Origin of the sequence: Rhizobium sp. P38BS-XIX (genome assembly GCF_012641435.1) — a bacterium.
In the GTDB taxonomy this organism is placed as follows: domain Bacteria; phylum Pseudomonadota; class Alphaproteobacteria; order Rhizobiales; family Rhizobiaceae; genus Rhizobium.
Genome location: NZ_JABAIJ010000001.1, coordinates 246,186 through 271,360, shown reverse-complemented (window position 1 = coordinate 271,360; position 25,175 = coordinate 246,186). Strand labels below are relative to the sequence as shown.

Sequence of the window (25,175 nt, the reverse complement as noted above, 5' to 3'; positions counted from 1 at the left end):
TCTAGCCTCTGTGCAACAAAACCAGGAGCCTTTCCCATGCGCGCAGTCGCCTACAAGCAACCGCAACCCATTTCCGCCGAGACGTCACTGGTCGACATCGAGCTGCCGACGCCCGAGGCGAAAGGCCATGACCTGCTCGTCGAGGTGAAGGCTGTTTCCGTCAATCCGGTCGACGTCAAGGTCCGCGCGAACGTTGCCCCGCCCGAGGGCGCATACAAGATCCTCGGCTGGGATGCGGCCGGTGTCGTCAAGGCGGTTGGGCCTGACGTCACCATGTTCAAGCCGGGAGACGAGGTCTTTTACGCAGGCTCCATCAGCCGCGATGGATCGAACGCCGAGTTCCAGCTCGTCGACGAGCGCATCGTCGGCGCCAAACCGAAAAGCCTCGACTTTGCGGCCGCCGCCGCCTTGCCGCTGACCTCGATCACTGCCTACGAGACGCTGTTCGACCGGCTGAAGGTGCAGGACCGTGTTCCCGGCGCTACCAATGCCATCCTCATCATCGGTGGCGCCGGCGGGGTTGGATCGATCGCCATCCAGATCGCCCGTGCGCTGACTGATCTCACCATCATCGCCACCGCATCACGGCCGGAAACGCAAGCCTGGGCAAAGGAGCTAGGCGCCCATCACGTCGTCGACCATTCGAAGCCGCTCGCGCCGCAGATCGAAGCGCTCGGGATCGGTGCGCCCGCCTTCGTCTTTTCGACGACCAACACGACGGATCATATCGGCTCGATCGTCGAGACCATCGCGCCACAGGGCCGGTTCGCTCTGATCGACGATCCGAAGACGCTCGATATCGTTCCCTTCAAGCGCAAGGCCGTATCGACCCACTGGGAACTGATGTTTACCCGTCCCCTCTTCAACACGGCAGACATGATCGAGCAGCACAAGCTGCTGACGAAAGTCGCCGAGCTGGTGGATGCAGGCAAGATCCGCTCGACGCTGACGGAGACTGCCGGCACGATCAATGCGGCAAATCTGAAGAAGGCACATGCGCTTGTCGAGACGGGCAAGATGAAGGGCAAGGTCGTGTTATCAGGCTTTTGAGCCTCGGAAATCCACGGCAAATATGGCCGGATGAAGGACATCCGGCCATTGCATTTTAACGCGGCCACACCATGTTTTGTTGCATCGCGAAATCTTGCAGCCGCCTAAACAAATTTTTATCGCAGGAACGTGCGTTTAGGCGCTTCCGCCTCTTGACTTTTAGAGCCTTCGGCGCGACTTCTCCGCACGTGGAGAACAGCGTTTTCCATGCCGATTAACCGGAGCCATCTTTCGATGCCTAGCGACAGTAGTAGTCGATTGCCTTTGCCGTCAGTAGCATTCGTGCAGTAACCGACTCCTGTCGGCTCGCCACGATCCGCTACGACGGCGGATCGACCGGAAAGGCGAGCTATAATGAACATAAACAGCTTTCCAGCGCGGGCCGGCAATGCCGCTCGTGCATTCATCAATAACAATCGTGGCGTAACCATCGCCGAACGTGTCGAGTCGCTGAATGCGCTCGGGGCGTCGGAAGCAGCACGCATACTCGCCAAAATGCCGGAAGAACGCGCCGTGCGTATTCTTGACCGGCCGGAGCTGCGCAACGCTCCTGCAATCCTCGAAGTCATGACCAATGCGGATGCCGCCCGGCTGCTGCATGGCATGTCCAACGACCGCGTGGCCGACGTACTCCTGGAAATGGATGTCGAGGCTCGCGCCCGACTTTTTGCAACGTTCGACGAGGCTGCTCGGCACGCGATCCAGGGCCTGATGGGCTATCCGCCGCGCACGGCCGGCGGCATCATGACGACCGAATTCGTCAGCGTGCTGGCCAGCTGGACGGTTGCCCAGACGCTCGATCACGTTCGCCAAGTCGAGCGTTCCCGCGAAACCGTCTATGCCATCTACGTGCTCGACGACGAAACGCACGTGCTGCTGCATGTCGTAACGCTGCGCCGCCTCATCACCGGTGAGCCCGATGCCTGTATTCTGACGGTTGCCCAGAAGGGCACGCCGGTCACGGCGCCGCCGCTGATGAAGCAGGAGGACGTCGCACGACTGATCCGCCGCCACGACCTGCTGGCGCTTCCGGTCGTCGACGACAAGGGCCACATGCTCGGTATCGTCACCGTGGACGACGTCATCGACACGATGATCGCCGACACCACGGAAGACGCCCAAAAGTTCGGCGGTATGGAAGCCCTCGGCCAGCCCTATATGAAGATCAGCTTCGCCGGCATGATCCGTAAGCGCGCAGGCTGGCTCGCCGCCCTCTTCCTCGGCGAAATGCTGACGGCAAGCGCCATGCAGCACTTCGAAGGCGAGCTGGAGAAGGCCGTCGTGCTGACGCTCTTCATCCCGCTGATCATGAGCTCCGGCGGCAACTCCGGTTCGCAGGCGACCTCGCTGATCATCCGGGCGCTGGCGCTTGGCGAACTCAAGCTTTCGGACTGGTGGCGCGTGGCGCTGCGCGAACTGCCCACGGGCATCGTGCTCGGCGCAATTCTCGGTCTCGTCGGCTTTGCCCGCATCATCCTGTGGCAGTCTATCGGCCTGTTCGACTATGGTCCGCACTGGCAGCTGGTCGCTTTCACCGTGTTTGCGGCGCTGATCGGCATCGTTACATTTGGCTCGCTTGCCGGCTCGATGCTGCCATTCGTTCTGCAAAAGCTGCGGCTCGACCCCGCCAGCGCATCGGCGCCCTTCGTCGCCACGCTGGTCGATGTCACCGGCCTGGTGATCTACTTCTCCGTTGCGCTGCTGATACTCAGCGGCACGATGCTCTGAAGACCATCGATCTTTCTATCGAAAGGGGCCCATGCGGCCCCTTTTTCATTTTCACTCAGGTGACGGCAATTTCAGAACGCCATTGGTCTTAAGTGTCCGGATCGCAAAATTCGAGCGCAGATCGACCACGCCTGGAAGCACCAGAAGCTTCTCGGACATCACCTTTTCATAGGCGGCAAGATCCGCCACCACGACTTCTGCCAGGAAATCGGCCGTTCCCGAAATCAGATGGCAGGCGACGACCTCCGGAATGGCGAGCAATGCTGCCTGCTGCATTTCGGAGTTCTCCTTGGAGTGATGACCGACCTTGAGCTCCACAAAGACCGTCAGGCCGAGGCCGGCTTCCTTGCGATCGATATCGGCGCGATAGCCGCGCAGAAGCCCGGATTTTTCCAGATTGCGAATGCGCCTGAGACACGGCGACGGCGAAAGGTTTACGCGCTCGGCGATCTCGACGTTGGTGGCGCGCGCATCCTCCTGCAGACAATTGAGGATGGCGATATCGAATTTATCGAGTTTTAGCATATTCGAGAAAATCTGATTTTCAGATTGGCAGATTATTGCTGATATCATGAATTCTGAGCCACAACTAGCAAGGACATGCCGCGGCCTCCGGCGCTATCTTTTCCTCATTCGAACGGCATTCAGGATCGCTGGAAAGGATATGTCGATGACCGCTTTGCCTCTCTCCACCCGCAAGGCAACCCCCACCATGATCGGTTATGCCGGTGCCGTCGTCACTGTCTTGATCTGGGCAAACTGGATCCTGGCCACGCGTCATACGGCCGAAGCGGACATGAGCACGATCGACCTCGGCCTGATCCGTTACGGCGTGCCGGCGCTGGTGCTCGCTCCCGTCTGGTGGAAGACTGGCCTTCTGCCGAAGGGTGTGCCGCTGAAGCTGCTGGCGCTGATGGTTTGCGGCTCCGGCGCCCTCTTCTTCCAGTTGACCACGCTTGCCATTCAGTTCACGCCTGCTTCGGCGGCCGGCATCCTGCTCGGCGGCTCCATGCCGCTCGCAACCGCCCTGATCGGCGTACTGTTGTTTCGTGAGCGGCTTGATATCACCCGCTGGCTTGGCCTTGGCGGCATCGTCGCAGGCGTTGTGATTCTCCTGGCACGCAGCCTCTGTGGCGTGCAGATCTCATGGGAAGGCTTCACGCTGCTGCCGCTATCGGCTGTGCTTTGGGCAAGCTACACTCATGCCTTCCGTCGCTCAGGGTTGAGCGCTGTGCAGTCGAGTGCCGTCATTGCTGTCTGGTCGTTCCTCATCCATATCGCACTGGCCGCCACCGTCGGCAGCTCGCTGACCTCGGTGCCGCTGCCGGAAATCGGCCTGCAGATCGTCAGCCAGGGCCTGCTGTCCGGTCTCGCCGCCACTCTGGCCTATGGCCTTGCCGTGCAGGCTCTCGGCGGCACGCAAGCCGCGGCATTCACCGCGATCACCCCGGTTCTCGCGACGATCGGCGGCGGCCTCCTGCTCGGCGAAGAAATCGGCATTGCCGGCATCGCCGCCGCAATCGTCACCGGCGCCGGCGTCGCCCTCTCCACCGGGCTCCTCGCCCGAAAGCCCGCCCAGCACTGATTCACCTCGTGCCGAGCTAGAGGGCGGTTCAGCTATGCGCTGAGCCGCTCTTTTCATTGGGCGCAGCCGTTAAAATGAGATCTAAAACCGAAGCAACATGGCCACGCGCCTCGCCGGATCGGCGCCATGGGCAACTTCATTCTCCAGGATCTCCGTGAGGACGGCCGATCTTTCGTTGTCTTTCAAAATGCGAAATCCTGCGGAGGCGTAGAAGGGCGCGTTGAACGCCACTTCGCGATCGGTCGTCAGAGTGACACCAGAGGCTTCTTGTGCCCTCGCCGCGGCAATGGCTTTTTCGATCAGGCGGCGTCCGACGCCCTGCTTCTGCCAGCGCCTGACGACATCGATCTCGGCGATGTGAACGGAGCCGTCCTTGCGGATGCCGGCCACGAACCCGAAGGGTTGATCCGTATTGTCGGCGGCGATGAAGAGCAAGTTTTCGGCTAGCGACTGCTCGACGATATCGAGAGGCAGAGATGTCGGCTCGCACGCGACGGCGCCCGCGTCATGCAAAGCCCAGAAAGCATCGATCTCGATGGCGGCAAGCAAATGCAGCTCATCAAGCCTGGCCGAGCGGATCGTCCAGGCCTCCTGCCCAATCTCGGTCATTGCATCTCACATATTCGGATAGACAGGCCCTTCGCCGCCCTGCGGCGGCACCCAATTGATGTTCTGGTTAGGGTCCTTGATATCGCAGGTCTTGCAGTGGACGCAGTTCTGGGCGTTGATGACGTAGGTTTCCTTGCCATCCTTCTCCACCCATTCGTAGACGCCGGCCGGACAGTAGCGCGTCGACGGACCGGCATAGACGTCATGCTCGGAGTTCTTCTGCAGCGCCATATCCTTCACCTGCAGATGAACCGGCTGATCTTCCTCGTGGTTGGTGTTCGACAGAAACACCGAGGAAAGGCGGTCAAAGGTCAAGACACCATCCGGCTTCGGATAATCGATCTTCTGATGTTGAGCCGCAGGCTCCAGCGACGCTGCATCCGTCTTGCCATGCTTCAGCGTGCCGAAGAAAGAGAAGCCGAATAGCTGGTTCGTCCACATGTCGAGACCGCCGAGCCCGATCCCAACGAGCGTGCCAAACTTCGACCACAGCGGCTTGACGTTGCGGACGCGCTTCAGATCCTTGCCGATATCCGTCTGACGCCATTCGTTCTCGATCTCGATGACTTCGTCATTGGCGCGACCGGCAGAGATCGCCTCGGCAATCCTATCTGCAGCGAGCATACCCGATAGCACAGCATTGTGGCTGCCCTTGATGCGGGGAACGTTGACCAGACCAGCCGAGCATCCGATCAGTGCGCCGCCCGGGAAGGTCAACTTCGGCACCGATTGATAACCGCCCTCTGTGATGGCGCGGGCGCCATAGGAGATGCGCTTACCGCCCTCGAAAGTGCCACGGATCGCCGGATGCGTCTTGAAGCGCTGGAACTCCTCGAAAGGATAGAGATAAGGGTTCTTGTAGTTCAGGTGGACGACGAAGCCGACGGCGACCAGATTGTCTTCCAAGTGATAGAGGAACGAGCCGCCGCCCGCCTTCATGCCCAGCGGCCAGCCGAAGGAGTGCTGCACGAGGCCCTTCTTGTGGTTCTCGCGCTTGACTTCCCAGAGCTCCTTGATGCCGATGCCGAACTTCGGCACGTCGCTGTCGCGCGACAGATCGAACTTGGCGATCAGCTGCTTGGCAAGCGAGCCGCGTACGCCTTCGCCGATCAGCACATATTTGCCTAGGAGCGCCATGCCGCGCGTGTAGTTCGGGCCGGGCTCACCGTTCTTTTCGATGCCCATGTCGCCGGTGGCGACACCGATAACGGCACCTTCGTCATTGTAAAGAACTTCGGTTGCGGCAAAACCGGGATAGATCTCGACGCCGAGCGCTTCCGCCTTCTCGGCCAGCCAGCGACAGACGTTGCCGAGCGATACGATATAATTGCCGTGATTGTTCATCAGCGGCGGCATGATGAAATTCGGCAGGCGGATGGAGCCAGCGGGACCCAGGAACAGGAAGTGATCGGCCGTGACCTTGGTCTTGAAGGGATGTCCCTCGTCTTCGCGCCAGTCCGGCAGGAGGCGATCGATGCCGATCGGGTCGACGACGGCGCCCGAGAGAATATGTGCGCCGACTTCAGCTCCCTTTTCGAGCACGACGACGGTCAGATCCGGATTGATCTGTTTCAGCCGGATCGCCGCCGACAGGCCTGCAGGGCCTGCGCCGACAATCACAACGTCGAATTCCATGCTCTCGCGTTCCGGCAGCTCGTTCGCGTCAGTCATTCATCTTCTCCGCTTGACCGGCATCCGCTGAGATCGGATCGCGGCCTTATCCCCTTGGGCGTCTTCCCCGTTTCGTTTATCTCTTGTCAAAATGGGAAGGGATTGTCGAGCCGGGAAGCGACAGGCAATCCTCCAATTCGCCCAACGCGTAAAACAAGTTAAATTACTCTTACGTCAACGTCAATATTCTGCGGTGATTTAAGTCCATTTGCCAAGCCCGCTTCCATAGTCGCGCAATGGCACTTTATATAAATATCGATCAGACTCTCCAAACAGCATGAAGGGTAATCGAGATGGATCTTCGTATCGGCGGAAAACGCGCCTTGGTGCTTGCCTCATCGAAAGGGCTGGGACACGGCATCGCGGTGGCGCTCGCCCGCGAGGGCGTGAATGTCCTCCTCTGCGGACGCAGCGGCGACCGGCTGGAAGCCAATTGCAAGGCGATCAATGCCGAGGGCAAAGGCCGCGCCGACTGGATCTGGGCCGATCTCAACGACGAGAACTTCGTTGATGTCGTGACCAAAGCAGCGGTCGAAAAACTCGGCGGCATCGACATTCTCGTCAACAATAGCGGGGGGCCGACACCGGGAACGACCGAGGATATGACCGCCGATCGGCTGGAGACCTATTTCATCTCCATGGTGTCGCGGATCATCACCCTCTCCAATGCGCTGCTGCCGGGCATGAAGGCACAGGGTTGGGGGCGTATTCTGACCGTGGCCTCCTCCGGCGTCGTCGAGCCCATTCCCAATCTCGCGCTTTCGAACACGCTGCGCCCGGCGCTTGTCGGCTGGAGCAAAACGCTGGCGAGCGAAGTGGCGGGGCACGGCATCACTGTCAACATGCTTCTACCCGGCAGCATCGCGACAGACCGTCTGGCAGAACTTGATTCGGCCACGGCCAAGCGTAGCGGCAAAAGCCTTGAGAACGTCAGCGCCGAGCGCCAGGAGCGAATCCCCGCCGGGCGCTACGGCCGCGTCGAGGAATTTGCGGCAACCGCCGCCTTCTTATGCAGCGAGCCCGCAAGCTACGTGACGGGAACGCTCGTGCGCTGTGACGGCGGGGCTGCGCGCTCCCTCTAAAATCCTCACCCTTACAATGGCCGGGCTCTTGTAAACGGAGCCCGGCAACACAATTACGTGAGCAACGCTGACGAGCGTTATGAGCTTGTCGCGTATCTATTGACTATAAATGTCGCATAACCCGGCCACGCCGCCCGATTATTACATAACGGCAATCAAAAACTAGCCATTTCACCGGTCGCTGCACTGCAAAAGCCTGAGCAAACCCAAAGCTTTCCAAGCTTTAATTTTTCGTCCCACCGAACTGTGGTAAATTGCTCTGGATCAACGTTCATGAATTCACGTTATAGGGACAGAATTACCGAACGTTAGCGGTAACGGCGATGTGATGGATTGCGGCGAATCCCGTCTGTGTTGTGCGGCGCAATAACTACACCTCGATGTGATCGCGTTTCCTGCAACTCGCCTTCGACCGGTGTACTTTAATATGAAAAAATTCTGGCTTCCCCTCGGCCTTCTCGTCGTCGCAGCCCTCGTTGTCTGGGGCTATCGCGACCGTATTCCTTTTCTCTCGACATTTATCGACCAGGCTTCGGCAGAAACCAAAGACGGCAGCAAGGCGGCGCAGCCTAGCAGCAAGCGTCAGGCAGGTCCGATCGCCGTAAAAACGGTGGCCGCCGTCAAGACCACGCTTCCCATGGACGTCCCGGCAACTGGCTGGGTCGTACCGATCGATTCAACGACGATCGCTGCACAGGAAGCCGGGCTGATCACGCAGATTGCCGTCAAGGACGGCGCAACGGTCAAGGCCGGCGATCTGATCGCCAAGCTCGATCCGCGCACGGCGCAGGCTGCCGTCAGCAAAGACCAGGCCAACCTCACCAAAGACCAGGCAAATCTCGCTCAAGCAGAGACTGCGCTGACGCGCGCCAATAGCCTGCTCACAAGCAGCGCAGGCACGCAGGCGACTGCCGATGAGGCACGCGCGACTCGCGACGCCGCCGTCGCCACGATCACCGCGGACCAGGCGCAGCTTGCATCGGATCAGGTGCTACTCGGAAACACCGACATACGGGCACCCTATGACGGCCGGCTCGGCGATGTTCAGTTGAGCCTGGGCGCCTATGTCAGCGCCGGCACGCCCATCGTCACGATCAGCCAGTATAATCCGGCGTACATCAAGTTCACCATGCAGGAAAACAACCTGCGAGAATTGCAGGAGCAGACCGCCGCCGGACCTGTCAAGGTCACCACCGTTCCTCGTTCCGCTCAGGGCAAGCCTCGTACGGGAACGATCACCTTCTACGACAACACAGTCGATCAGGCTTCCGGAACGATCGCTGTGAAGGCCACCTTCGAGAATGCCAACGGCGCCCTCTGGCCGGGGCGCTCCACGAATGTCATGGTTCACTTCGCCGATAACGAGCAGCTGATAATCGTCCCGACGGTTGCCGTCAGCCCCGGACCGGATGGCTACATCGCTTTCGTGGTGAAGGATAACAAGGTCAAGCTGACGCCGGTGACGATTGCTCGTGCCAATGGCGGTCGTACGGCCGTCGCCACCGGCCTTTCGGTCGGCGATCACGTCGTTATCGAGGGCCAGTCGCAGCTCAACAACGGCACCGAAGTCAAGGAACAGTTCAGCGACAATCCGAACGAGAAGGTCGCTTCGGCCGATGATGGAAAGACCGAAACCATCGCAGTTGGAGCGCAGCAATGATCCCGACCTTCTGTATTCAGCGACCGGTCGCGACCACGCTTCTCGCCATCGGCGTGGTGCTTGCCGGTCTCGCCGGCTACCGGCTCATCCCCGTCGCGGCAGTGCCGCAGGTGGACTTCCCGACGATCAACGTCTCAGCCCAGCTGACGGGCGCCTCGCCGCAGACGATGGCGACATCGGTCGCCACGCCGCTGATCAAACAGTTCGAGACGATTCCCGGCATTAGCGAAATCTCTTCGACAAACTCGCTCGGCAATACCAGCATCGTGCTGCAGTTCAATCTCGACCGCAGCATCGACGCCGCGGCAGGTGACGTGCAGGCGGCGATCTCGACCGCGCAACGAAAGCTGCCCAACAACCTGACCACGCCGCCGAGCTACAGGAAGACCAACCCAGCCGACGCGCCCGTCATGCTGATCGCCGTACAGAGCGACACCCTGCAGCGCAGCAAGCTCGACGATATCGCCGAAAACATCATCGCTCCGTCGATCTCGACCTTGCCCGGCGTCGCCGAAGTGACCGTAAACGGAGCGCAAACCTACGCGGTGCGCATCGATGTCGATCCCAACAAGCTTCTGGATCGCGGCATCGGCATCGACACGGTCAATACAGCCGTTGTGAATGCCAACAACCAGGTTCCGGTCGGCACGCTGCAGGACTCCGCCCAGAGCATGACGATCAATGCGAACACGCAGCGCGTCAACGCCGACGAGTTTCGCACGCTTGTGATCGCCAATCCCAATGGCAATCCCATCCACCTCGGCGATGTCGCCGACGTTCAGGACAGCGTCGAAAACCAGAATATCGGCAGTTGGTACGATGGTCAGCGGGCGATCATCCTGGCTATTCAACGCCAGCCCGATGCCAATACCGTCGATGTCGTCGATGCCGTCAACCAGACACTGCCGAAGCTGCATGCCGAAATGCCGGCTTCCGTCAAAATGACGGTCATGAACGACTCGGCCCAGCCGATCCGCGAGGCTATCTCTGACGTCAAGTTTACCTTGATGCTGACGATCGGCCTCGTCGTTCTCGTCATCTACCTGTTCACGGGCCACGTAACCGCGACGATCATCCCCGGTCTCGCGGTGCCTCTTTCGCTGATATCCACCTTCGGCATGATGTATGTACTCGGCTACAGCGTCGACAACATATCACTGCTTGGATTGACGATCGCGGTGGGTCTCGTGGTGGACGACGCGATCGTGATGCTGGAGAACATTCTACGGCACATGGAAGAAGGCATGCCGGCGCTCCAGGCCGCCATCAAGGGCGCGGGCGAAGTCAGCTATACGATTATCTCCATGTCGATCTCGCTGATCGCCGTGTTCATCCCGATTCTGCTGATGGGCGGCGTCGTCGGCCGTATCTTCAACGAGTTCGGCATGGTCGTGGCGATCGCCATCGTGTCGTCCGCCGTCGTCTCGCTGACCGTCACGCCGATGCTCGGCTCGCGTCTCTCCAGTGCCCACAGCCATCCTCCACTGCCGGTGCGCCTCTTCAACAAGGGCTTCAACTGGACCGAGGTCAATTACGGCAAGGGCGTGGAATGGTGCATCCGCCATCGTTACATCGTGCTTGGAAGCTTCCTTGGCTCGGTGGCCCTCTCCGCGTACCTCTTCCTGACGTTGCCGGCCAGCTTCTTCCCGCAGGAAGATATCGGCCGACTGCAGATTTCCACGCGCGCGCGCCAGGATATTTCCTATCCGGCCATGCGTGACCTGCAGAACCAGGCCGCTGCCGCAATCAAGGCAAACCCGGCCGTCCAGCACGTGATGTCCGTTGTCGGCGCCAGCGCTCGCCAGACACTGAACAACGGCACGATCTACGCTCAGCTGAAGGACAAGAAGGATCGTCCGCCTCTTGACCAGACTTTGCGCGAAATGCGTGCTGCCGTCGCCAAGATCCCGGGCATTCAGGTCTTCATCAATCCTCAGCAAAGCCTTCGCTTTGGTGGACGCCAAACCGCCAGCCAGTATCAGCTCATCGTCCAGGCCCTCAACGCCGATCTGACGAACCAGTGGGCGAACAAGATGCTGCAGGAAATGCGCAAGGATCCACGCTTCACCGATGTGACGACCGATGCGCAATACAACGCATTGCAGGCCAATATCGTGGTCGACACGGAAAAGGCTGCTGCCTACGGCATTAACAACAACCTGCTGCGCACCACGCTTGAAGAGGCGTTCAGCGACTACGCCGCCGCACAGATCCAGTCGACCGGCGACAGCTATGACGTGATCATCGAATATGATGCGAACCAGCCCTGGGACGACCAGAAGCTGTCGCGCATTCATGTGACCTCTTCGAAGGGCCAGCAGGTTCCGCTATCTGCCTTCGCACACATCGAGCGCAACACCGGTCCGGTGACCATCAACCAGACCGGCCAGCTCGTCTCGACCACGGTGTCCTTCAACCTGCCGGCCGGCGAATCGCTTGGCGATGCCACAGCGCAGATCGAGCAGATCAAGAAGGACATCAACATGCCGGCGGACGTCTTCACGTCCTACGGCGGTACGGCGCAGATCTTCCAGCAGTCGCAGGGCAGCACGCCTTACCTGATCCTCGCGGCAGTGCTGACGATCTATGTGGTCCTCGGCGTGCTCTACGAAAGCTTCATCCATCCGCTGACCATCCTGTCCGGTCTTCCGGCCGCGGCTCTCGGCGCTCTGCTTGCGCTGAAGGTCTTCGGCTTCGACCTTTCGATCATCGCGCTCATCGGCTTGCTGATGCTCATCGGTATCGTCAAGAAGAACGCGATCATGATGATCGACGTGGCGTTGGAAACGTTGCGATCGAGTAGCGGCATGTCTCCGGGTGAAGCGATCCATGAAGCCTGCGTGCGTCGTTTCCGCCCGATCATGATGACGACCTTCTGCGCACTGCTCGGCGCCCTGCCGATCGCCGTCGGCGGCGGTGCGAGCTCCGAGCTGCGTCAGCCGCTTGGTATCGCAGTCGTCGGCGGCCTCGTGGTCTCGCAGATCCTGACGCTGTTCATCACGCCAGTGATCTTCCTGGAAATGAACCGCCTGAACGACTTCCTGGGCCGCTTCGGCAGGCGCAAGGAAGGGGATCAACACCCCAAGGAAACACCAACGGCGATTGCCGCCGAATAAACGCTGCGGGCGCCGAAAGGCGCCCGTTTCTTTTGCCGGAAGCCCGGAAGGAATTACCCACCAAAACATCGCGTGACGCGCGTTCCCAAGGGCAAAAATAAAGCGTCCTCGCGTCTTGAACTTGACGTCCAGCCATGTCATGACGCGCCCTCTTTGCGACGGGGCGCGGCTTGCGCCCTACACGGGGCTTGGCTCCCCAATCCAGACAATTTCGACTGAAAGGAGTGCGGGCATGGCTCGGGCGCTTGGTTTCGACTTCGGCACGACAAACACGGTGCTGGCGATGGCCGATGGGGCCGCGACACAATCGGTCGCCTTTCATAGTGCAGCCGGTACGGCGGACAGCATGCGCACGGCGCTCTCCTTCATGAAGGATGCGGGTCTGGGCGCGAGCGCGCTCAAGGTCGAGGCAGGACACGCCGCTATCCGGCAATTCATCGACAATCCCGGTGATTGTCGCTTTCTGCAATCGATCAAGACCTTTGCGGCCAGCGCCCTCTTTCAGGGCACGCTGATCTATGCCAAGCGCCACAGCTTCGAGGATCTGATGGAGGTCTTCGTTCGCCGCCTGCGGGCCTATGCCGGCGAAGGCTGGCCGGAAAACGTATCCCGTATCGTCACCGGGCGGCCAGTTCATTTCGCCGGGGCCAACCCGAACCCGGCGCTGGCGACAGAGCGCTACAATGCCGCTCTCGCCAGATTTGGCTTTCCGGAAATCCATTATGTCTATGAGCCGGTCGCGGCGGCCTTCTATTTCGCCCAGCATCTCAAGAAGGATGCGACCGTGCTGGTGGCGGATTTCGGCGGCGGTACGACCGACTATTCGCTCATCCGGTTCGAGACCCACGCCGGCAAGCTGACGGCAACGCCGATTGGCCATTCCGGTGTCGGCATCGCCGGCGATCATTTCGACTTCCGGATGATCGACAACATCGTATCGCCGGCGATCGGCAAGGGCAGCTATTTCAAGAGCTTCGACAAGCTTCTGGAGGTACCAACCTCCTATTACGCGAATTTCGGCCGCTGGAACCAGCTCTCGATCTTCAAGACCTCCCGCGAATATGCGGACCTGAAGACGCTGGTGCGCAGCAGCCTGGAGCCGGAAAAACTGGAAACCTTCATCGAGCTGGTAGAGCATGACGAGGGTTATCCGCTCTACCAGGCCGTATCTGCGACCAAGATGGCGCTTTCGAGCGAAGAAGAGGCCGAATTCAACTTCCCGCCGCTCGGCAAGGCCGGCCGCAAGCATGTGCGCCGCGCCGACTTCGAAACCTGGATTGCGGAAGATCTGACCAGAATCGAGGCCGCGCTGGATGATGTGCTGACGACCACGAACACGTCGCCCGATGCCATTGACAAGGTCTTCCTCACTGGCGGCACCTCTTTCGTCCCCGCGGTCAGGCGCATCTTTACGGAGCGGTTCGGCCAGGAGCGTATCGAGACCGGTGGCGAATTGCTCTCGATCGCCCATGGTCTCGCCTTGATCGGCGAGCGTGAGGACATCACCCAGTGGACGGCCTGAGATAGCCGCCCACCCTGCCCTTTCGTTCTCGCGCCGCTTTGGCTAGAGTTGCTCCATGATTTCCGCCAGCGACCTTACACCGGCCGAACTTGCCGCCCTTCTGCATTTCCATGCGGATTCCGGCGTCGATTGGCTGCTGGAAGACGAGCCGGTGGATCGCTTCGCCGAATTCGAGGCGATGCGCGCGGCAAGGCAAGGCGCGCGGGCGTCACAGCCTCGATCCGAGACACCCACGGCGGCGGCTCGCGCGCAACCCGAGCGGCGCCAGGCCGCAAAGCCTGCGGCCGCCGCACCGCCCCCTCCTCCACCACGCAACGCACCGGCCATTCCCGATGAGCAAGCAGTGGAACAAGCGCGATTCGCGGCGGAAAGCGCACGCTCGCTTGGAGAGCTGAAGACGGCTCTTGAGGCCTTCAATGCCTGCAATCTCAAGAACAGCGCCCGTTCGACAATCTTTGCCAGCGGCACGCCGGATGCGCGCATCATGGTGATCGGTCCGATGCCGAGCGCCGACGACGATCGCGACGGAATGCCGTTTGCGGGCCGCGCCGGGCAGCTGCTTAACAAGATGCTGACCGCTATTGGTTTTCGGCGAGACGATATCCTGCTCACCAACGTGATCCCCTGGCGTCCGCCGGGCAATCGCGCACCCTCGGCGCCCGAAATCGAGATATGCCGTCCGTTCATAGAACGCCAGATCGCGCTTGCCGAGCCTAAGGCCTTGCTGCTGCTCGGTAATTTCACTGCCCGGCACTTCTTCGGAAGTGCCGAGACCATCCATGGCCTGCGCGGACAATGGCGTGAAATCAGCATTCTTGGGCGGGTAATTCCCGCAATCGCCAGCCTTCACCCGCAGGAATTGCTGACAGCGCCAATCAATAAGCGCTTGGCCTGGAACGATCTGATGGCGTTCAAGAATCGTATCGACGCCGAAATATTAGGCTGATTTTCGCCAGGATTAACGAAACATGACAATAGCCATGCAATTGCGGCATGGCAGTGTTCCGGCGTTGTGCATTGCGAATTTCATGTTGCGCTGCAATATATACTCGTGTCTTGGGAGGAATCTTGAAAGGAACCAAGGCAATGACCGCACAATTTCGTCCTATCCATTGCGGGTTTGATACACTGCGCCGCGCCATCACGCCTGTGCGCGCCATCAGTGGACATCGCAATCTCGGCATCGCTGCCAATGAGCAGATGACTGCCCGCGGCACCGGCATTTCGGCCCGCATTGGCCGCCCGGCCGCACTCTTTGCGGATTTCCGCGCCTATTGACCCATCCGGCGCGGAGAACGCGCCGATGCAAGTCATACTGACTATCTTCCAGGAATTATACGATGTCTTCCGGTTTGCGTTCGCTTATCTCTCTTATCGATTCTGTCGGCCATATCGGGTCTGCCGTACGGGCGGCCGAGGAGTTCGAGCGCGCCCGCAATCTGCGCGCCGATGACTGCCGCGATGCGACCCCTGCACGTGCAGCAGCTGTTGGCATTCCGCTCTAAACGAACAGAGACCCTGGGTGAAACGCGCTTCCTGATCTAGCTGCGTTTTCGCGTCGATGAACGCCGATAGCCGGGCCTGAGACCCGGCATTTTCAAATCGAATTATGCCTTGAGACCGAGGTGGCCAGTCGTCGCCTGCGCCCACTCGAATGCTTCGTCGACCGCCGCCAGCTTCACCGCCTGCCAGACACAATACTGCTCCAGGAAATCACGCGATATCCACATGCGCGTCTTCTTGGTCTCGTCATGCCAACCGATATCGCCGCGCTCGGCGGATTTGCGCAGCAACCGCTGCAGATGCGTGCGCGATATCATGAAGTGCGCGGCGAGAGCGCGGGCATCCACCCGGCCGACCTCGATGCGGGCGCTCGAATCGTCGTCCAGCTGCAACTGCGACATGATATAGTCGACCACCAGGCCGCCGGCTTCCGTCCAGAGAAACAGACCCACACATTCCGGTGGCTCACGCCACACTTCCGTATCGAGGCAATGACGGGCCATGCGTGGCTGCGCGATATCCATCAGCGTCGGCGCGGCGGCCAAGGCTGCCGCACGGCCGCCATTATCGAGCAGATCGAGTGCGGCCAGATTGTGCAGATACCAGCCGAACATCGCCGTGTGACTGATTTCGGCCGGTACATAGCGGCGCGGACGCCGCGTCGGGCCATTAGCTATCATCAGAAAACGATAGGTGAGCAGCTCATCGATAAAGCTCAGCACCGTATTGCGGCTGGCGATGCGGTAATGCGTGATCATATCGCGCAGACCGACGACGGTCAGCCCCGAGCCGGGTACGGCCGGATCGTACTCGAGATGAAGTGCATAGGCCGTCTGCGTCAAAAGCCAACGCTGATGCGAGGCAAGCATGCGCGCAATTCTCGGCCCGTTATCGTAACGGTTCCGCAGCGCCTCGGCCAGAAAGCGCAGAGACGTCACGAATTTGGGATGGCGAGCAAGTTGCTCGATAGAAAAGCTCAATCGGGCCTCCTTGGGGTGCCCTTATCAATCATCAAAAAAGGAGGATGTTTTATTTTTGTGAACAACGTCACCGGAATCGATCATAATTCCGACATCTCATAGCATGCTATGAGATTGCACCTGCCCTTTTAACGCAAGAGGTTAAACAAATAATTTACTTTAAGTAACTGTTTCTTTCATCGAAGAGCATATCTTTAGACGTAGCAGATCGATGATCATCCGGCTGCACGCGTGGAAACGACGAGCAGGATAGCCGTTAAATTCACACGTTAATTGACTGGAAATTGACCGAATACGCACCCGTGACGAATGCTTTCACAAACTAGGCGATCGAGCGTCGAGCGAATACTTGCCGTGCCATAACAAAACATTTCTATAGAATGATATGACTTTAACTTTGGTTCAGATTTCGATGTAATGATGCCGCCACTTTCAGCCGGAGCCCATGTTTCGGACTTCACCCGAACAGCATAAGCCTCATCAGGATAGACCATGCGCACAGACACCGGCCAGATCATTTCTCTGGCAGACTATCGTCCCACCGACTTCGTTCTGGAACGCGTCGATCTTACCTTTGATTTGCATCCCACCGAGACCAAGGTCGAGGCGCGGCTGATCTTTCATCGTCGTGAAGGCACCGACCCGAAAGCAGCGCTCGTGCTCGATGGCGATGAACTGGTTCTTTCGGGATTGCTGCTCGACCAGAATGAAATCCCGGCCGCGCAATACGACGCCACGCCCGACGGCTTGACCGTCCGCGACCTGCCGGAAAGCGTGCCCTTCGAGCTGACCATCACGACGATCATCAACCCCGAGGCCAACACGCAGTTGATGGGCCTTTATCGCACCGGCGGCATCTATTGCACGCAATGCGAGGCCGAAGGCTTCCGGCGCATTACCTATTTCCCCGACCGCCCGGATGTTCTGGCGCCCTATACCGTCAACATCATCGCCGACAAGGATAGCAATCCGCTTCTCCTGTCGAACGGTAACTTCCTCGGCGGCGCCGGCTATGGCGAAGGTAAGCACTTCGCCGCCTGGTTCGATCCGCATCCGAAGCCGAGCTATCTCTTCGCGCTCGTTGCGGGCGATCTTGGTGTTGTCGAAGATACGTTCACCACGATGTCCGGCCGAGAAGTTGCGCTGAAGATCTATGTCGAACACGGCAAGGAACCGCGTGCAACATACGCAATGGACGCCCTGAAGCGTTCGATGAAGTGGGACGAAGAGCGGTTCGGCCGCGAATACGATCTCGATATCTTCATGATCGTCGCCGTGTCGGACTTCAACATGGGGGCGATGGAGAACAAGGGTCTCAACGTCTTCAACGACAAGTATGTTCTCGCCGACCCGGAAACGGCGACCGATGCCGATTATGCCAATATCGAAGCCATCATCGCGCATGAATATTTTCACAACTGGACCGGCAATCGCATCACCTGCCGCGACTGGTTCCAGCTCTGCCTCAAGGAAGGCCTGACTGTATACCGCGATCACGAGTTTTCGGCCGACCAGCGGTCGCGCCCGGTCAAGCGCATCGCCGAAGTGCGCCATCTGAAATCCGAGCAGTTCCCGGAGGATAGCGGTCCGCTGGCCCATCCGGTACGTCCGACAAAGTATCGCGAAATCAACAACTTCTATACGACGACAGTCTATGAGAAGGGCAGCGAAGTCACGCGCATGATCGCGACGCTGCTCGGCCGCGAGCTGTTCAAGAAGGGGATGGATCTCTACTTCGACCGGCACGACGGGCAGGCTGTGACGATCGAGGATTTCGTCAAATGCTTCGAAGATGTGAGCAGTCGCGATCTCGCGCAGTTTTCGCTGTGGTATCACCAGGCCGGCACGCCTCTGGTGACGGCCTCCGGCAATTATGACGCCGACGCCAAGACCTTTACGCTGTCGCTCGAGCAGATGGTGCCGGCAACGCCGGGACAGGCCAACAAGGCAGCGATGCATATTCCGCTGCGCATGGCGCTGCTCGCGGAAGACGGCAGCATGATCGCACCGGCCTCCGTCAGCGGCGCTGAACTGAACGACGACGTGCTTCATCTCACGCAGAAGGCGCAGACGGTCGTCTTCCACGGCATCCCATCACGACCGGTTCTCTCGCTCAACCGCAGCTTCTCGACGCCGATCAATCTGCAGTTCAATCAAAGTGCCCGCGACCTGGCACTGATCGCACGCTATGAGGCCGATCACTTCGCTCGCTGGCAAGCTTTGATCGACCTTGGCCTTCCCAATCTGCTGCAGGCAGCGCGCGATGCGCGTCAGGGTTCGGCAATCACCTGCGACCCCGCATTCATCGACGCCTTGCTGGCGGCGGCCAGCGACGACAGGCTTGAGCCGGCTTTCCGTGCACAGGCCCTCGCCTTGCCAAGCGAGGCCGATATCGGCCGTGAGCTTGGCGGCGACAACGATCCCGATGCCATCCATGCGGCTCGTCAGGCGATCCTCAAGCAGATTGCCGAAGCCGGCAAGGATATCTTCGTGGCGCTCTATGACGGCATGCGGACGGAAGGTCTCTTTAGCCCGGACGCGGCTAGCGCGGGCCGAAGGGCTCTTCGAAACGCCGCCCTAAGCTATCTCTCGCAGCTCGATGAGACGCCGACGAGAGCCAAGGCGGCTTACGACGCGGCCAACAATATGACCGACCTTAGCGCGGCGCTGACCATTCTCGCTCACCGCTTTCCCGACACGACCGAGACAGCAACCGCGTTGCAGCATTTCCGCGATCGCTTTGCCGACAACGCGCTTGTCGTCGACAAATGGTTCGCCATACAGGCCGGAATCCCAGGACCAGGCGCGCTCGACCGCATCCGACAGCTCATGGAAACGCCGCTGTTCAAGCGCAGCAACCCGAACCGCGTGCGGGCCGTGCTCGGCACCTTCGTCTTCGGCAATCCGACCGGCTTCGGCCGCGCCGACGGCGCCGGCTACGACTTCCTTGCGGATGAAATCCTCGATATCGACCAGCGCAATCCGCAGCTTGCCGCCCGCATTCTGACGTCAATGCGCTCCTGGCGGCTGCTGGAACACGTCCGCGCCGATCATGCACGCTCCGCCCTCGTTCGCATCGAGCGCAGCGGCAATCTTTCCACCGATGTTCGCGATATCGTGGAGCGAATTCTGAAGGAGTGATTTGGGCTCCAGCCGGCTCAGGTCACAGCGGCTGATTTGCACCGCCTTTTCAGCCTCCGCGAGTCCCGACAGTATGCAACTTACTGTTGCGTGTATTGAATATGCTTAAATACCATATGGTTAAGAAAGTTTTACCGAGCCCTCTGGACAAGGCGAATCGCGAATGATTCATTAGGGTAGATTCGGGCGAGCGGCGCAGCGAATCACACGAGGGACAGGCTAAAGCGATGGTGGACGTGCGGCGGGCAACCGCGGCCGATGGACGGCTGCGTGTTAATTTCGACGGTCTGAAATCCTGGCACAGCGGCGTAACTGATCGAACCGGAGTACGGGTCGAGACGATCTCGCGCCGGTTCCCACAAACCGAACATATCCTCAAGCGCATCATTCCCGTTCTGATCGTCTCTTTCCTGATGGTCGTTGCCGCCTCGCACTTCTTCGGGATGGTGACGGAGCACGGCCGCATGGCAGCGTCCGCAAGACGCGCGACCTCGCTTTCCATCGCGGCAGCGGCAGCCGCGTTTTCAAACGACGCCAGTCTTTTTCAAGCCGGCAACCGGGGCGCTGCCGAGCGTAAGCTCGCGACCTATCTGCCACAGGACCGGCTCGACAACGGCGCGTTCGTTCTGCTCGTCCAGTCGAGCGGTCGCGTCTTCGGCTCGTCGGCCGCCGGCTCAGCCTATATCGGCATGCTGATCTCCGATTTCTTTCCCGAAGTATCGGCTATCCGGAGTTTCGGCGACCATGCCGACGTGATCGAAACGATGATCGATGGAGCGCCCTACTACGCGGCGATCTCGCTCGTCGGCGACAAGGGCGATTTCGTCCTCTCCGCAGCCTCGATGGAGCAGATCGACAAGCTCTGGCGCGACGAGCTGACGCTCAACGTCACGCTCTTTGCCGGCATTTCCTCCATCCTGCTGGTCATTCTTTACGCCTACTACACTCAGGTAAAGCGCGCACGCGACGCCGACGAGATCTTCCTTGAATCCAACATGCGCGTCGAGACGGCGCTGTCGCGCGGGCGCTGCGGCCTATGGGATTTCGATTTCGCCAGCCGCAAATTCTTCTGGTCGCGGTCGATGTACGACATGCTCGGCTTACCGGCGGCCGACAAGCCGCTTGCCTTCACGGATGCCGCGCGGCTGATGCACCCGGACGATAGCAGCCTGAACATATTGGCCCGCTCGGTCTCGCGCGGCAGTGCAGGTCAGGTGGATCAGATCCTGCGCATCCGTCATGCCAAGGGTCATTACGTCTGGATGCGTGCCCGCGCTCAGATCATCCGCACCAATTCCGGCCGGGTGCACATGATCGGCATTGCCATGGACGTCACCGAGCAGCATCGGCTGGCCCAGCGTTATGCGGAAGCCGATCAGCGTCTCGCAGACGCCATCGAATGCACCTCGGAAGCCTTCGTGCTCTGGGACAAGAATGATCGGCTTGTGATGTGCAATGCCCACTTCCAGCAGGCTTACGGCCTGCCCGACAAGGTGCTGGTGCCAGGCACCGAACGTGCCGTCGTCAATGCCGCTGCAGCGCGCCCCGTCATCGAGCGTCGCATCGTCGATCCTGGCCGCTCCAACCATTCGCAGACGACCGAAGTCCAGCTCGCCGACGAGCGCTGGTTGCAGATCAACGAACGCCGCACGCGCGATGGCGGCCTCGTCTCGGTCGGCACCGACATCACGCAGCTGAAGCGCAACCAGGAGCGCCTGCGCGAATCCGAGCGACGCCTGATGGCGACGATCAACGATCTCTCCGCATCGCGGCAAATTCTGGAACGACAGAAGGCGGAGCTTTCCACCGCGAACACCAACTACCTCGCCGAAAAAGAACGCGCCGAGGCCGCCAACCGGGCGAAATCGGAGTTCCTCGCCAACATGTCGCACGAGCTGCGAACGCCGCTCAACGCCATTCTCGGCTTCTCGGAAATTCTGCAAGACCAGATGTTCGGCCCGCTCGGTTCGGCGCGATACAATGAATATGCCCGGGATATCCATGACAGCGGCAAGCACCTGCTGAACGTCATCAACGACATTCTCGACATGTCGAAGATCGAGGCGGGCCACATCAAGCTGCACTGCGAGCAGGTCGACCTGGCACCATTGATCGAGGAATGCCTGCGGCTAACCCGCGTTCCCGCCGCGCAGAAGAACATTCTCGTCGAGCAGTCCATCTCTGCCGATATCAAGCTCGATGCCGATCGGCGCGCCATGAAGCAGATCGTGCTCAACCTGCTTTCCAACGCGGTGAAATTTACCAATGACGGCGGTCGCATCGCGGTTCGCACCCGCCGGGTCGACGATTCCGTCATGCTCGTCATCGCCGATACCGGCATCGGCATTCCCAAATCGGCCCTCAGCAAGATTGGCCAGCCGTTCGAGCAGGTGCAAAGCCAATATGCGAAAAGCAAGGGAGGCTCCGGCCTTGGCCTTGCGATCTCCCGCTCGCTGACCGCGCTGCATCAAGGGCGGATGCGCATCCGCTCCCGCGAGGGCACCGGCACGGTCATTTCCATCCGCATTCCCGATCAGCGCCCGACTGTCGCCTGAAATATCTTCCGGACCGCCTTAGACAGCCGCTTCAGCTCCGCTTCCAGCGTCCTGATATCAGGGCAATCACCAGCACGGCAGACGAGTTCGATCAGGCCGGCGGGCGTATTCTTCGGATCGAAAATGCCGTCGATGCAAAGGCGGATCAGCTGCGACACTTCCGTGTAGAGCTGCAGAGCCTCCAGGCAGAGATCCAGATCATTGCGATCCATCAGGCTGCCGCCAAGCAATTTCAGCGCTTCAGCCGTGCTGAGGCCATTTGCATCGATCCCGACGCCACGAGCCGGCGCGATCAGCCGCAAATATTGCGCGATGAATTCGATATCGATCAGGCCGCCGGGGATCAGCTTCAAATCCCAGATGCTTTCGGGCGGCTTCTCCTGTTCGATCAGCATGCGCATTTCATGCACATCCTTAGCGATCTTGCCGACATCCCGCTTCGAGGAAAGGATTTCGCCGATGATGCGCTCCGCATCCAGCGTCAACTGATCGTCACCGCGGATCAGGCGAGCGCGAGACAGGGCCATATGCTCCCAGGTCCACGCCTCTTCGCGCTGGTATTTTTCGAAGGAATTGATGCGCGTGGCGACCGGGCCCTTGTTGCCTGAGGGTCGCAAGCGCATGTCAACTTCATACAGCACGCCCTCGGCCGTCGGCGCCGAGAGGGCGGCGATGAGGCGCTGGGTGATGCGCGTAAAATAACGTGTTGCATCGAGCGGCTTCGGCCCTGAGGATTCGCCTGCCGTGTCGTCGTAGTCATAGAGCAAAATGATATCGATGTCGGAGCCTGCCGAAAGTTCGAAACTGCCGAGCTTGCCCATGCCGACGACGGCGATGCGGCCACCAGGATATTCGCCGTGCGCTGCCCGGATTTCCTTCATGACCGCATCCAGTGCCGCCTCGACGATCAGATCGGCAAGATAGGTAAAGGCGCGGGCAGCCATGGTGCCGCCGATCGCGCCTGTCAGAAGGCGGATACCGATCAAAAAGCGCTGCTCGGAAGCGAAGATGCGCAGCAGATCGAGTGTTTCCTCATAGTGCCTTGCGGGAGCGAGGAAGTTTCTGAGGCGCTCGGCGAGATAATCGCGCGTCGGCAGTTCGGCCATCAGGCTCGGATCCAGCATGCCGTCGAAGACATGCGGCTTGGCTGCGATGATCTCGGCAAGCCGTGGCGCCGACGACATGATGTTGACGATCAGCGAGAGCAATGCCGGATTGGTGCCGAGCAGCGAGAAGAGCTGAATGCCCGCCGGCAAGCCGGAAATGAAACTATCGAAGCGCATCAACGCCTTGTCAGCCCGCTTGCTTTCGCCGAACACACGCAGCAGTTCCGGCGTCAGCTCTGTCAGCCGCTCGCGCGCTTCGACGGATTGCGTGGCGCGATATCGGCCGTAGTGCCACGTGCGGATGACGTTGGCGATATCGGAGGGCCGGTCGAAGCCGAGACGACGCAACGTTTCCAGCGTGTCGGGATCGTCGCCCTGGCCGGTAAAGACGAGGTTGCCGGTCTCGCTCGACAGTTTCGTTTCCTGCTCGAACAGGCGCGCGTAGCGGCGCTCCACCGTCTTCAGTGTGGCCACAAGTGTCTCGGAGAAGGCCGGCACATCGGCAAAGCCCATCATATAGGCGATGCGCCGCAGTTCGACATCCGTTTCCGGGAGCAGATGCGTTTGCTCGTCGCGCACCATCTGGATGCGGTGTTCCACATCCCGCAAGAACCAATAGGCAACCGCCAGCTCATCGCGCGTTTCCGCATCGATCCACTTGGCGTCGGTGAGTTGGCCGAGAGTTTCCTCGGTCGAACGGCAACGCAACGCCGGCATACGGCCGCCGGCAATCAGCTGCTGCGTCTGCACGAAGAATTCGATTTCGCGGATGCCACCACGGCCGAGCTTGACGTTGTGGCCTTTGACCGCGATTGCGCCATGCCCCTTGTGTGCATGGATCTGTCGCTTGATGGAGTGAATGTCCGATATCGCCGCATAATCCAGATATTTGCGGAAGACGAAGGGCACGAGTTCACGGATGAAGGCCTGCCCGGCAGCGATATCGCCGCCGACGGGCCGCGCCTTGATGAAAGCCGCGCGCTCCCAGTTCTGGCCCCTGCCCTCATAGTAGATCATGGCTGCATCGACAGGGATTGCCAGCGGCGTCGAACCGGGATCGGGGCGCAGGCGCAAGTCCGTGCGGAAAACATAGCCGTCGGCGGTACGCTCCTGCAGGATCCGCACTAGCCGGCGCATCAACCGTGGAAAGATGTCGATCGCGTCGTCGGGATCGGGAACGATACCCGCCGTCTCGTCGAAAAAAACGACCAGATCGATATCCGAGGAGTAGTTCAGCTCCTCGGCGCCGAGCTTGCCCATGCCCAGCACGATCAGACCCGACTTGCGGCTCGGGGCGGCAGGATCTGGAACCGAGATTTTGCCCGCCTCATGCGACGACAGCAGCAGATGATCGATCGCCGCTGAAATTGAGGCCTCGGCAAGACGACTCAGCCATTTCGTGGTCAGCCGGCCGTCGAAAATGCGGGCGAGATCGGCAAGCGCGATCAGAAAGGAGGCGCGACGCTTGGCAACGCGCAGACGGCTCATCACCTCGGACTCGGAAGGCGATGAAGCCCCCTGCTCTGCCGGCAGCCAGGCTTGCCGGGCATTTTCCACCAGCGCCTCGATCTGCGGCGACAACGGCTTGTCGATGGCGGCGACGAGAAGCGACGGTTCAAGGTTGGCAATTTCACGCAGATGTGGAGACAAGGTCAAAGCGGCGACGATAAAATCCCGCAGCGTGCCTTCCTCGGCAAGCAGAGCAGCGATCGCTGGCTCCGATCCGGCAATCTGCTTGAGGTCGGCGAGCGCGGATTTCGTCTCCGCCTGATTGAGCGGCTTCAGCCGTCCAGGCGGGACATCTCGCAGCATATCACCTTGCGTCGTCGTCATGCAGCTCTCCCCAGGGAGCAATCGGATAGTGCAG

General features: G+C 60.1%; 17 protein-coding genes. 12 read left to right on the top strand and 5 right to left on the bottom strand.

What is annotated here, in order from left to right; all coding sequences use genetic code 11:
* The first annotated feature begins 36 nt into the window (after nucleotides 1-36).
* Both HGP17_RS01305 and mgtE read left to right on the top strand, forming a co-directional pair.
* Nucleotides 37-1,050: a zinc-binding alcohol dehydrogenase family protein gene (locus tag HGP17_RS01305; protein ID WP_168805234.1), complete on the top strand. Its 1,014-nt coding sequence runs from the start codon at nucleotides 37-39 to the stop codon at nucleotides 1,048-1,050.
* Between the two features lie 354 nt (nucleotides 1,051-1,404).
* The gene (mgtE, locus tag HGP17_RS01300; protein ID WP_168805232.1) at nucleotides 1,405-2,778 is read left to right on the top strand and encodes a magnesium transporter; all 1,374 of its coding nucleotides are present in this window, start codon (nucleotides 1,405-1,407) and stop codon (nucleotides 2,776-2,778) included.
* A gap of 51 nt (nucleotides 2,779-2,829) precedes the next feature.
* Here the strand turns inward: mgtE and HGP17_RS01295 are convergent, their stop codons facing one another.
* Nucleotides 2,830-3,303 (bottom strand): Lrp/AsnC family transcriptional regulator, encoded by a 474-nt coding sequence (locus tag HGP17_RS01295; protein WP_168805230.1) that lies wholly within the window; start codon nucleotides 3,301-3,303, stop codon nucleotides 2,830-2,832.
* A gap of 145 nt (nucleotides 3,304-3,448) precedes the next feature.
* Between HGP17_RS01295 and HGP17_RS01290 the strand changes: the two genes are divergently transcribed.
* Complete coding sequence (locus HGP17_RS01290; RefSeq protein ID WP_168805228.1) at nucleotides 3,449-4,363, top strand: DMT family transporter; 915 nt, start codon at nucleotides 3,449-3,451, stop codon at nucleotides 4,361-4,363.
* Nucleotides 4,364-4,444: 81 nt separating this feature from the next.
* Here the strand turns inward: HGP17_RS01290 and HGP17_RS01285 are convergent, their stop codons facing one another.
* The gene (locus HGP17_RS01285; protein WP_168805225.1) at nucleotides 4,445-4,972 is read right to left on the bottom strand and encodes a GNAT family N-acetyltransferase; all 528 of its coding nucleotides are present in this window, start codon (nucleotides 4,970-4,972) and stop codon (nucleotides 4,445-4,447) included.
* A gap of 6 nt (nucleotides 4,973-4,978) precedes the next feature.
* Complete coding sequence (locus HGP17_RS01280; RefSeq protein ID WP_168805224.1) at nucleotides 4,979-6,643, bottom strand: electron transfer flavoprotein-ubiquinone oxidoreductase; 1,665 nt, start codon at nucleotides 6,641-6,643, stop codon at nucleotides 4,979-4,981.
* A 293-nt stretch (nucleotides 6,644-6,936) separates the two neighbouring features.
* Between HGP17_RS01280 and HGP17_RS01275 the strand changes: the two genes are divergently transcribed.
* From HGP17_RS01275 to HGP17_RS01245, 7 genes are all read left to right on the top strand, one after another.
* Nucleotides 6,937-7,725, top strand: coding sequence for an SDR family oxidoreductase (locus tag HGP17_RS01275; RefSeq protein WP_168805223.1), 789 nt, complete (start codon nucleotides 6,937-6,939; stop codon nucleotides 7,723-7,725).
* 427 nt (nucleotides 7,726-8,152) lie between these two features.
* A complete protein-coding gene (locus HGP17_RS01270; RefSeq protein WP_168805222.1) occupies nucleotides 8,153-9,385 on the top strand; it encodes an efflux RND transporter periplasmic adaptor subunit in 1,233 nt (410 codons plus the stop codon).
* Nucleotides 9,382-12,501 (top strand): efflux RND transporter permease subunit, encoded by a 3,120-nt coding sequence (locus HGP17_RS01265; protein ID WP_168805221.1) that lies wholly within the window; start codon nucleotides 9,382-9,384, stop codon nucleotides 12,499-12,501. The genes HGP17_RS01270 and HGP17_RS01265 overlap by 4 nt, the downstream gene beginning before the upstream one ends.
* A gap of 232 nt (nucleotides 12,502-12,733) precedes the next feature.
* Nucleotides 12,734-14,023: an Hsp70 family protein gene (locus HGP17_RS01260; RefSeq protein WP_168805220.1), complete on the top strand. Its 1,290-nt coding sequence runs from the start codon at nucleotides 12,734-12,736 to the stop codon at nucleotides 14,021-14,023.
* Nucleotides 14,024-14,078: 55 nt separating this feature from the next.
* Entirely contained in the window at nucleotides 14,079-14,969 is an 891-nt protein-coding gene (locus HGP17_RS01255) for a uracil-DNA glycosylase (protein WP_168805219.1), read from the top strand.
* A 140-nt stretch (nucleotides 14,970-15,109) separates the two neighbouring features.
* Nucleotides 15,110-15,301 carry a hypothetical protein gene (locus HGP17_RS01250; RefSeq protein WP_168805218.1) on the top strand — a complete coding sequence of 64 codons (192 nt, stop codon included), beginning with the start codon at nucleotides 15,110-15,112 and terminating at the stop codon, nucleotides 15,299-15,301.
* 62 nt (nucleotides 15,302-15,363) lie between these two features.
* Nucleotides 15,364-15,528 (top strand): hypothetical protein, encoded by a 165-nt coding sequence (locus tag HGP17_RS01245; RefSeq protein WP_168805217.1) that lies wholly within the window; start codon nucleotides 15,364-15,366, stop codon nucleotides 15,526-15,528.
* A 102-nt stretch (nucleotides 15,529-15,630) separates the two neighbouring features.
* Here the strand turns inward: HGP17_RS01245 and HGP17_RS01240 are convergent, their stop codons facing one another.
* Nucleotides 15,631-16,506, bottom strand: coding sequence for a hypothetical protein (locus tag HGP17_RS01240; RefSeq protein WP_168805216.1), 876 nt, complete (start codon nucleotides 16,504-16,506; stop codon nucleotides 15,631-15,633).
* 492 nt (nucleotides 16,507-16,998) lie between these two features.
* Between HGP17_RS01240 and pepN the strand changes: the two genes are divergently transcribed.
* Entirely contained in the window at nucleotides 16,999-19,647 is a 2,649-nt protein-coding gene (gene pepN / locus HGP17_RS01235) for an aminopeptidase N (protein WP_168805213.1), read from the top strand.
* A gap of 227 nt (nucleotides 19,648-19,874) precedes the next feature.
* Nucleotides 19,875-22,202 carry a PAS domain-containing sensor histidine kinase gene (locus HGP17_RS01230; protein ID WP_168805211.1) on the top strand — a complete coding sequence of 776 codons (2,328 nt, stop codon included), beginning with the start codon at nucleotides 19,875-19,877 and terminating at the stop codon, nucleotides 22,200-22,202.
* On the opposite strand, the gene HGP17_RS01225 is transcribed toward HGP17_RS01230, so the two are convergent.
* The gene (locus HGP17_RS01225) at nucleotides 22,181-25,141 is read right to left on the bottom strand and encodes a bifunctional [glutamine synthetase] adenylyltransferase/[glutamine synthetase]-adenylyl-L-tyrosine phosphorylase (protein WP_168805209.1); all 2,961 of its coding nucleotides are present in this window, start codon (nucleotides 25,139-25,141) and stop codon (nucleotides 22,181-22,183) included. The two genes, HGP17_RS01230 and HGP17_RS01225, sit on opposite strands and share 22 nt — an antisense overlap.
* Nucleotides 25,142-25,175 lie beyond the last annotated feature (34 nt).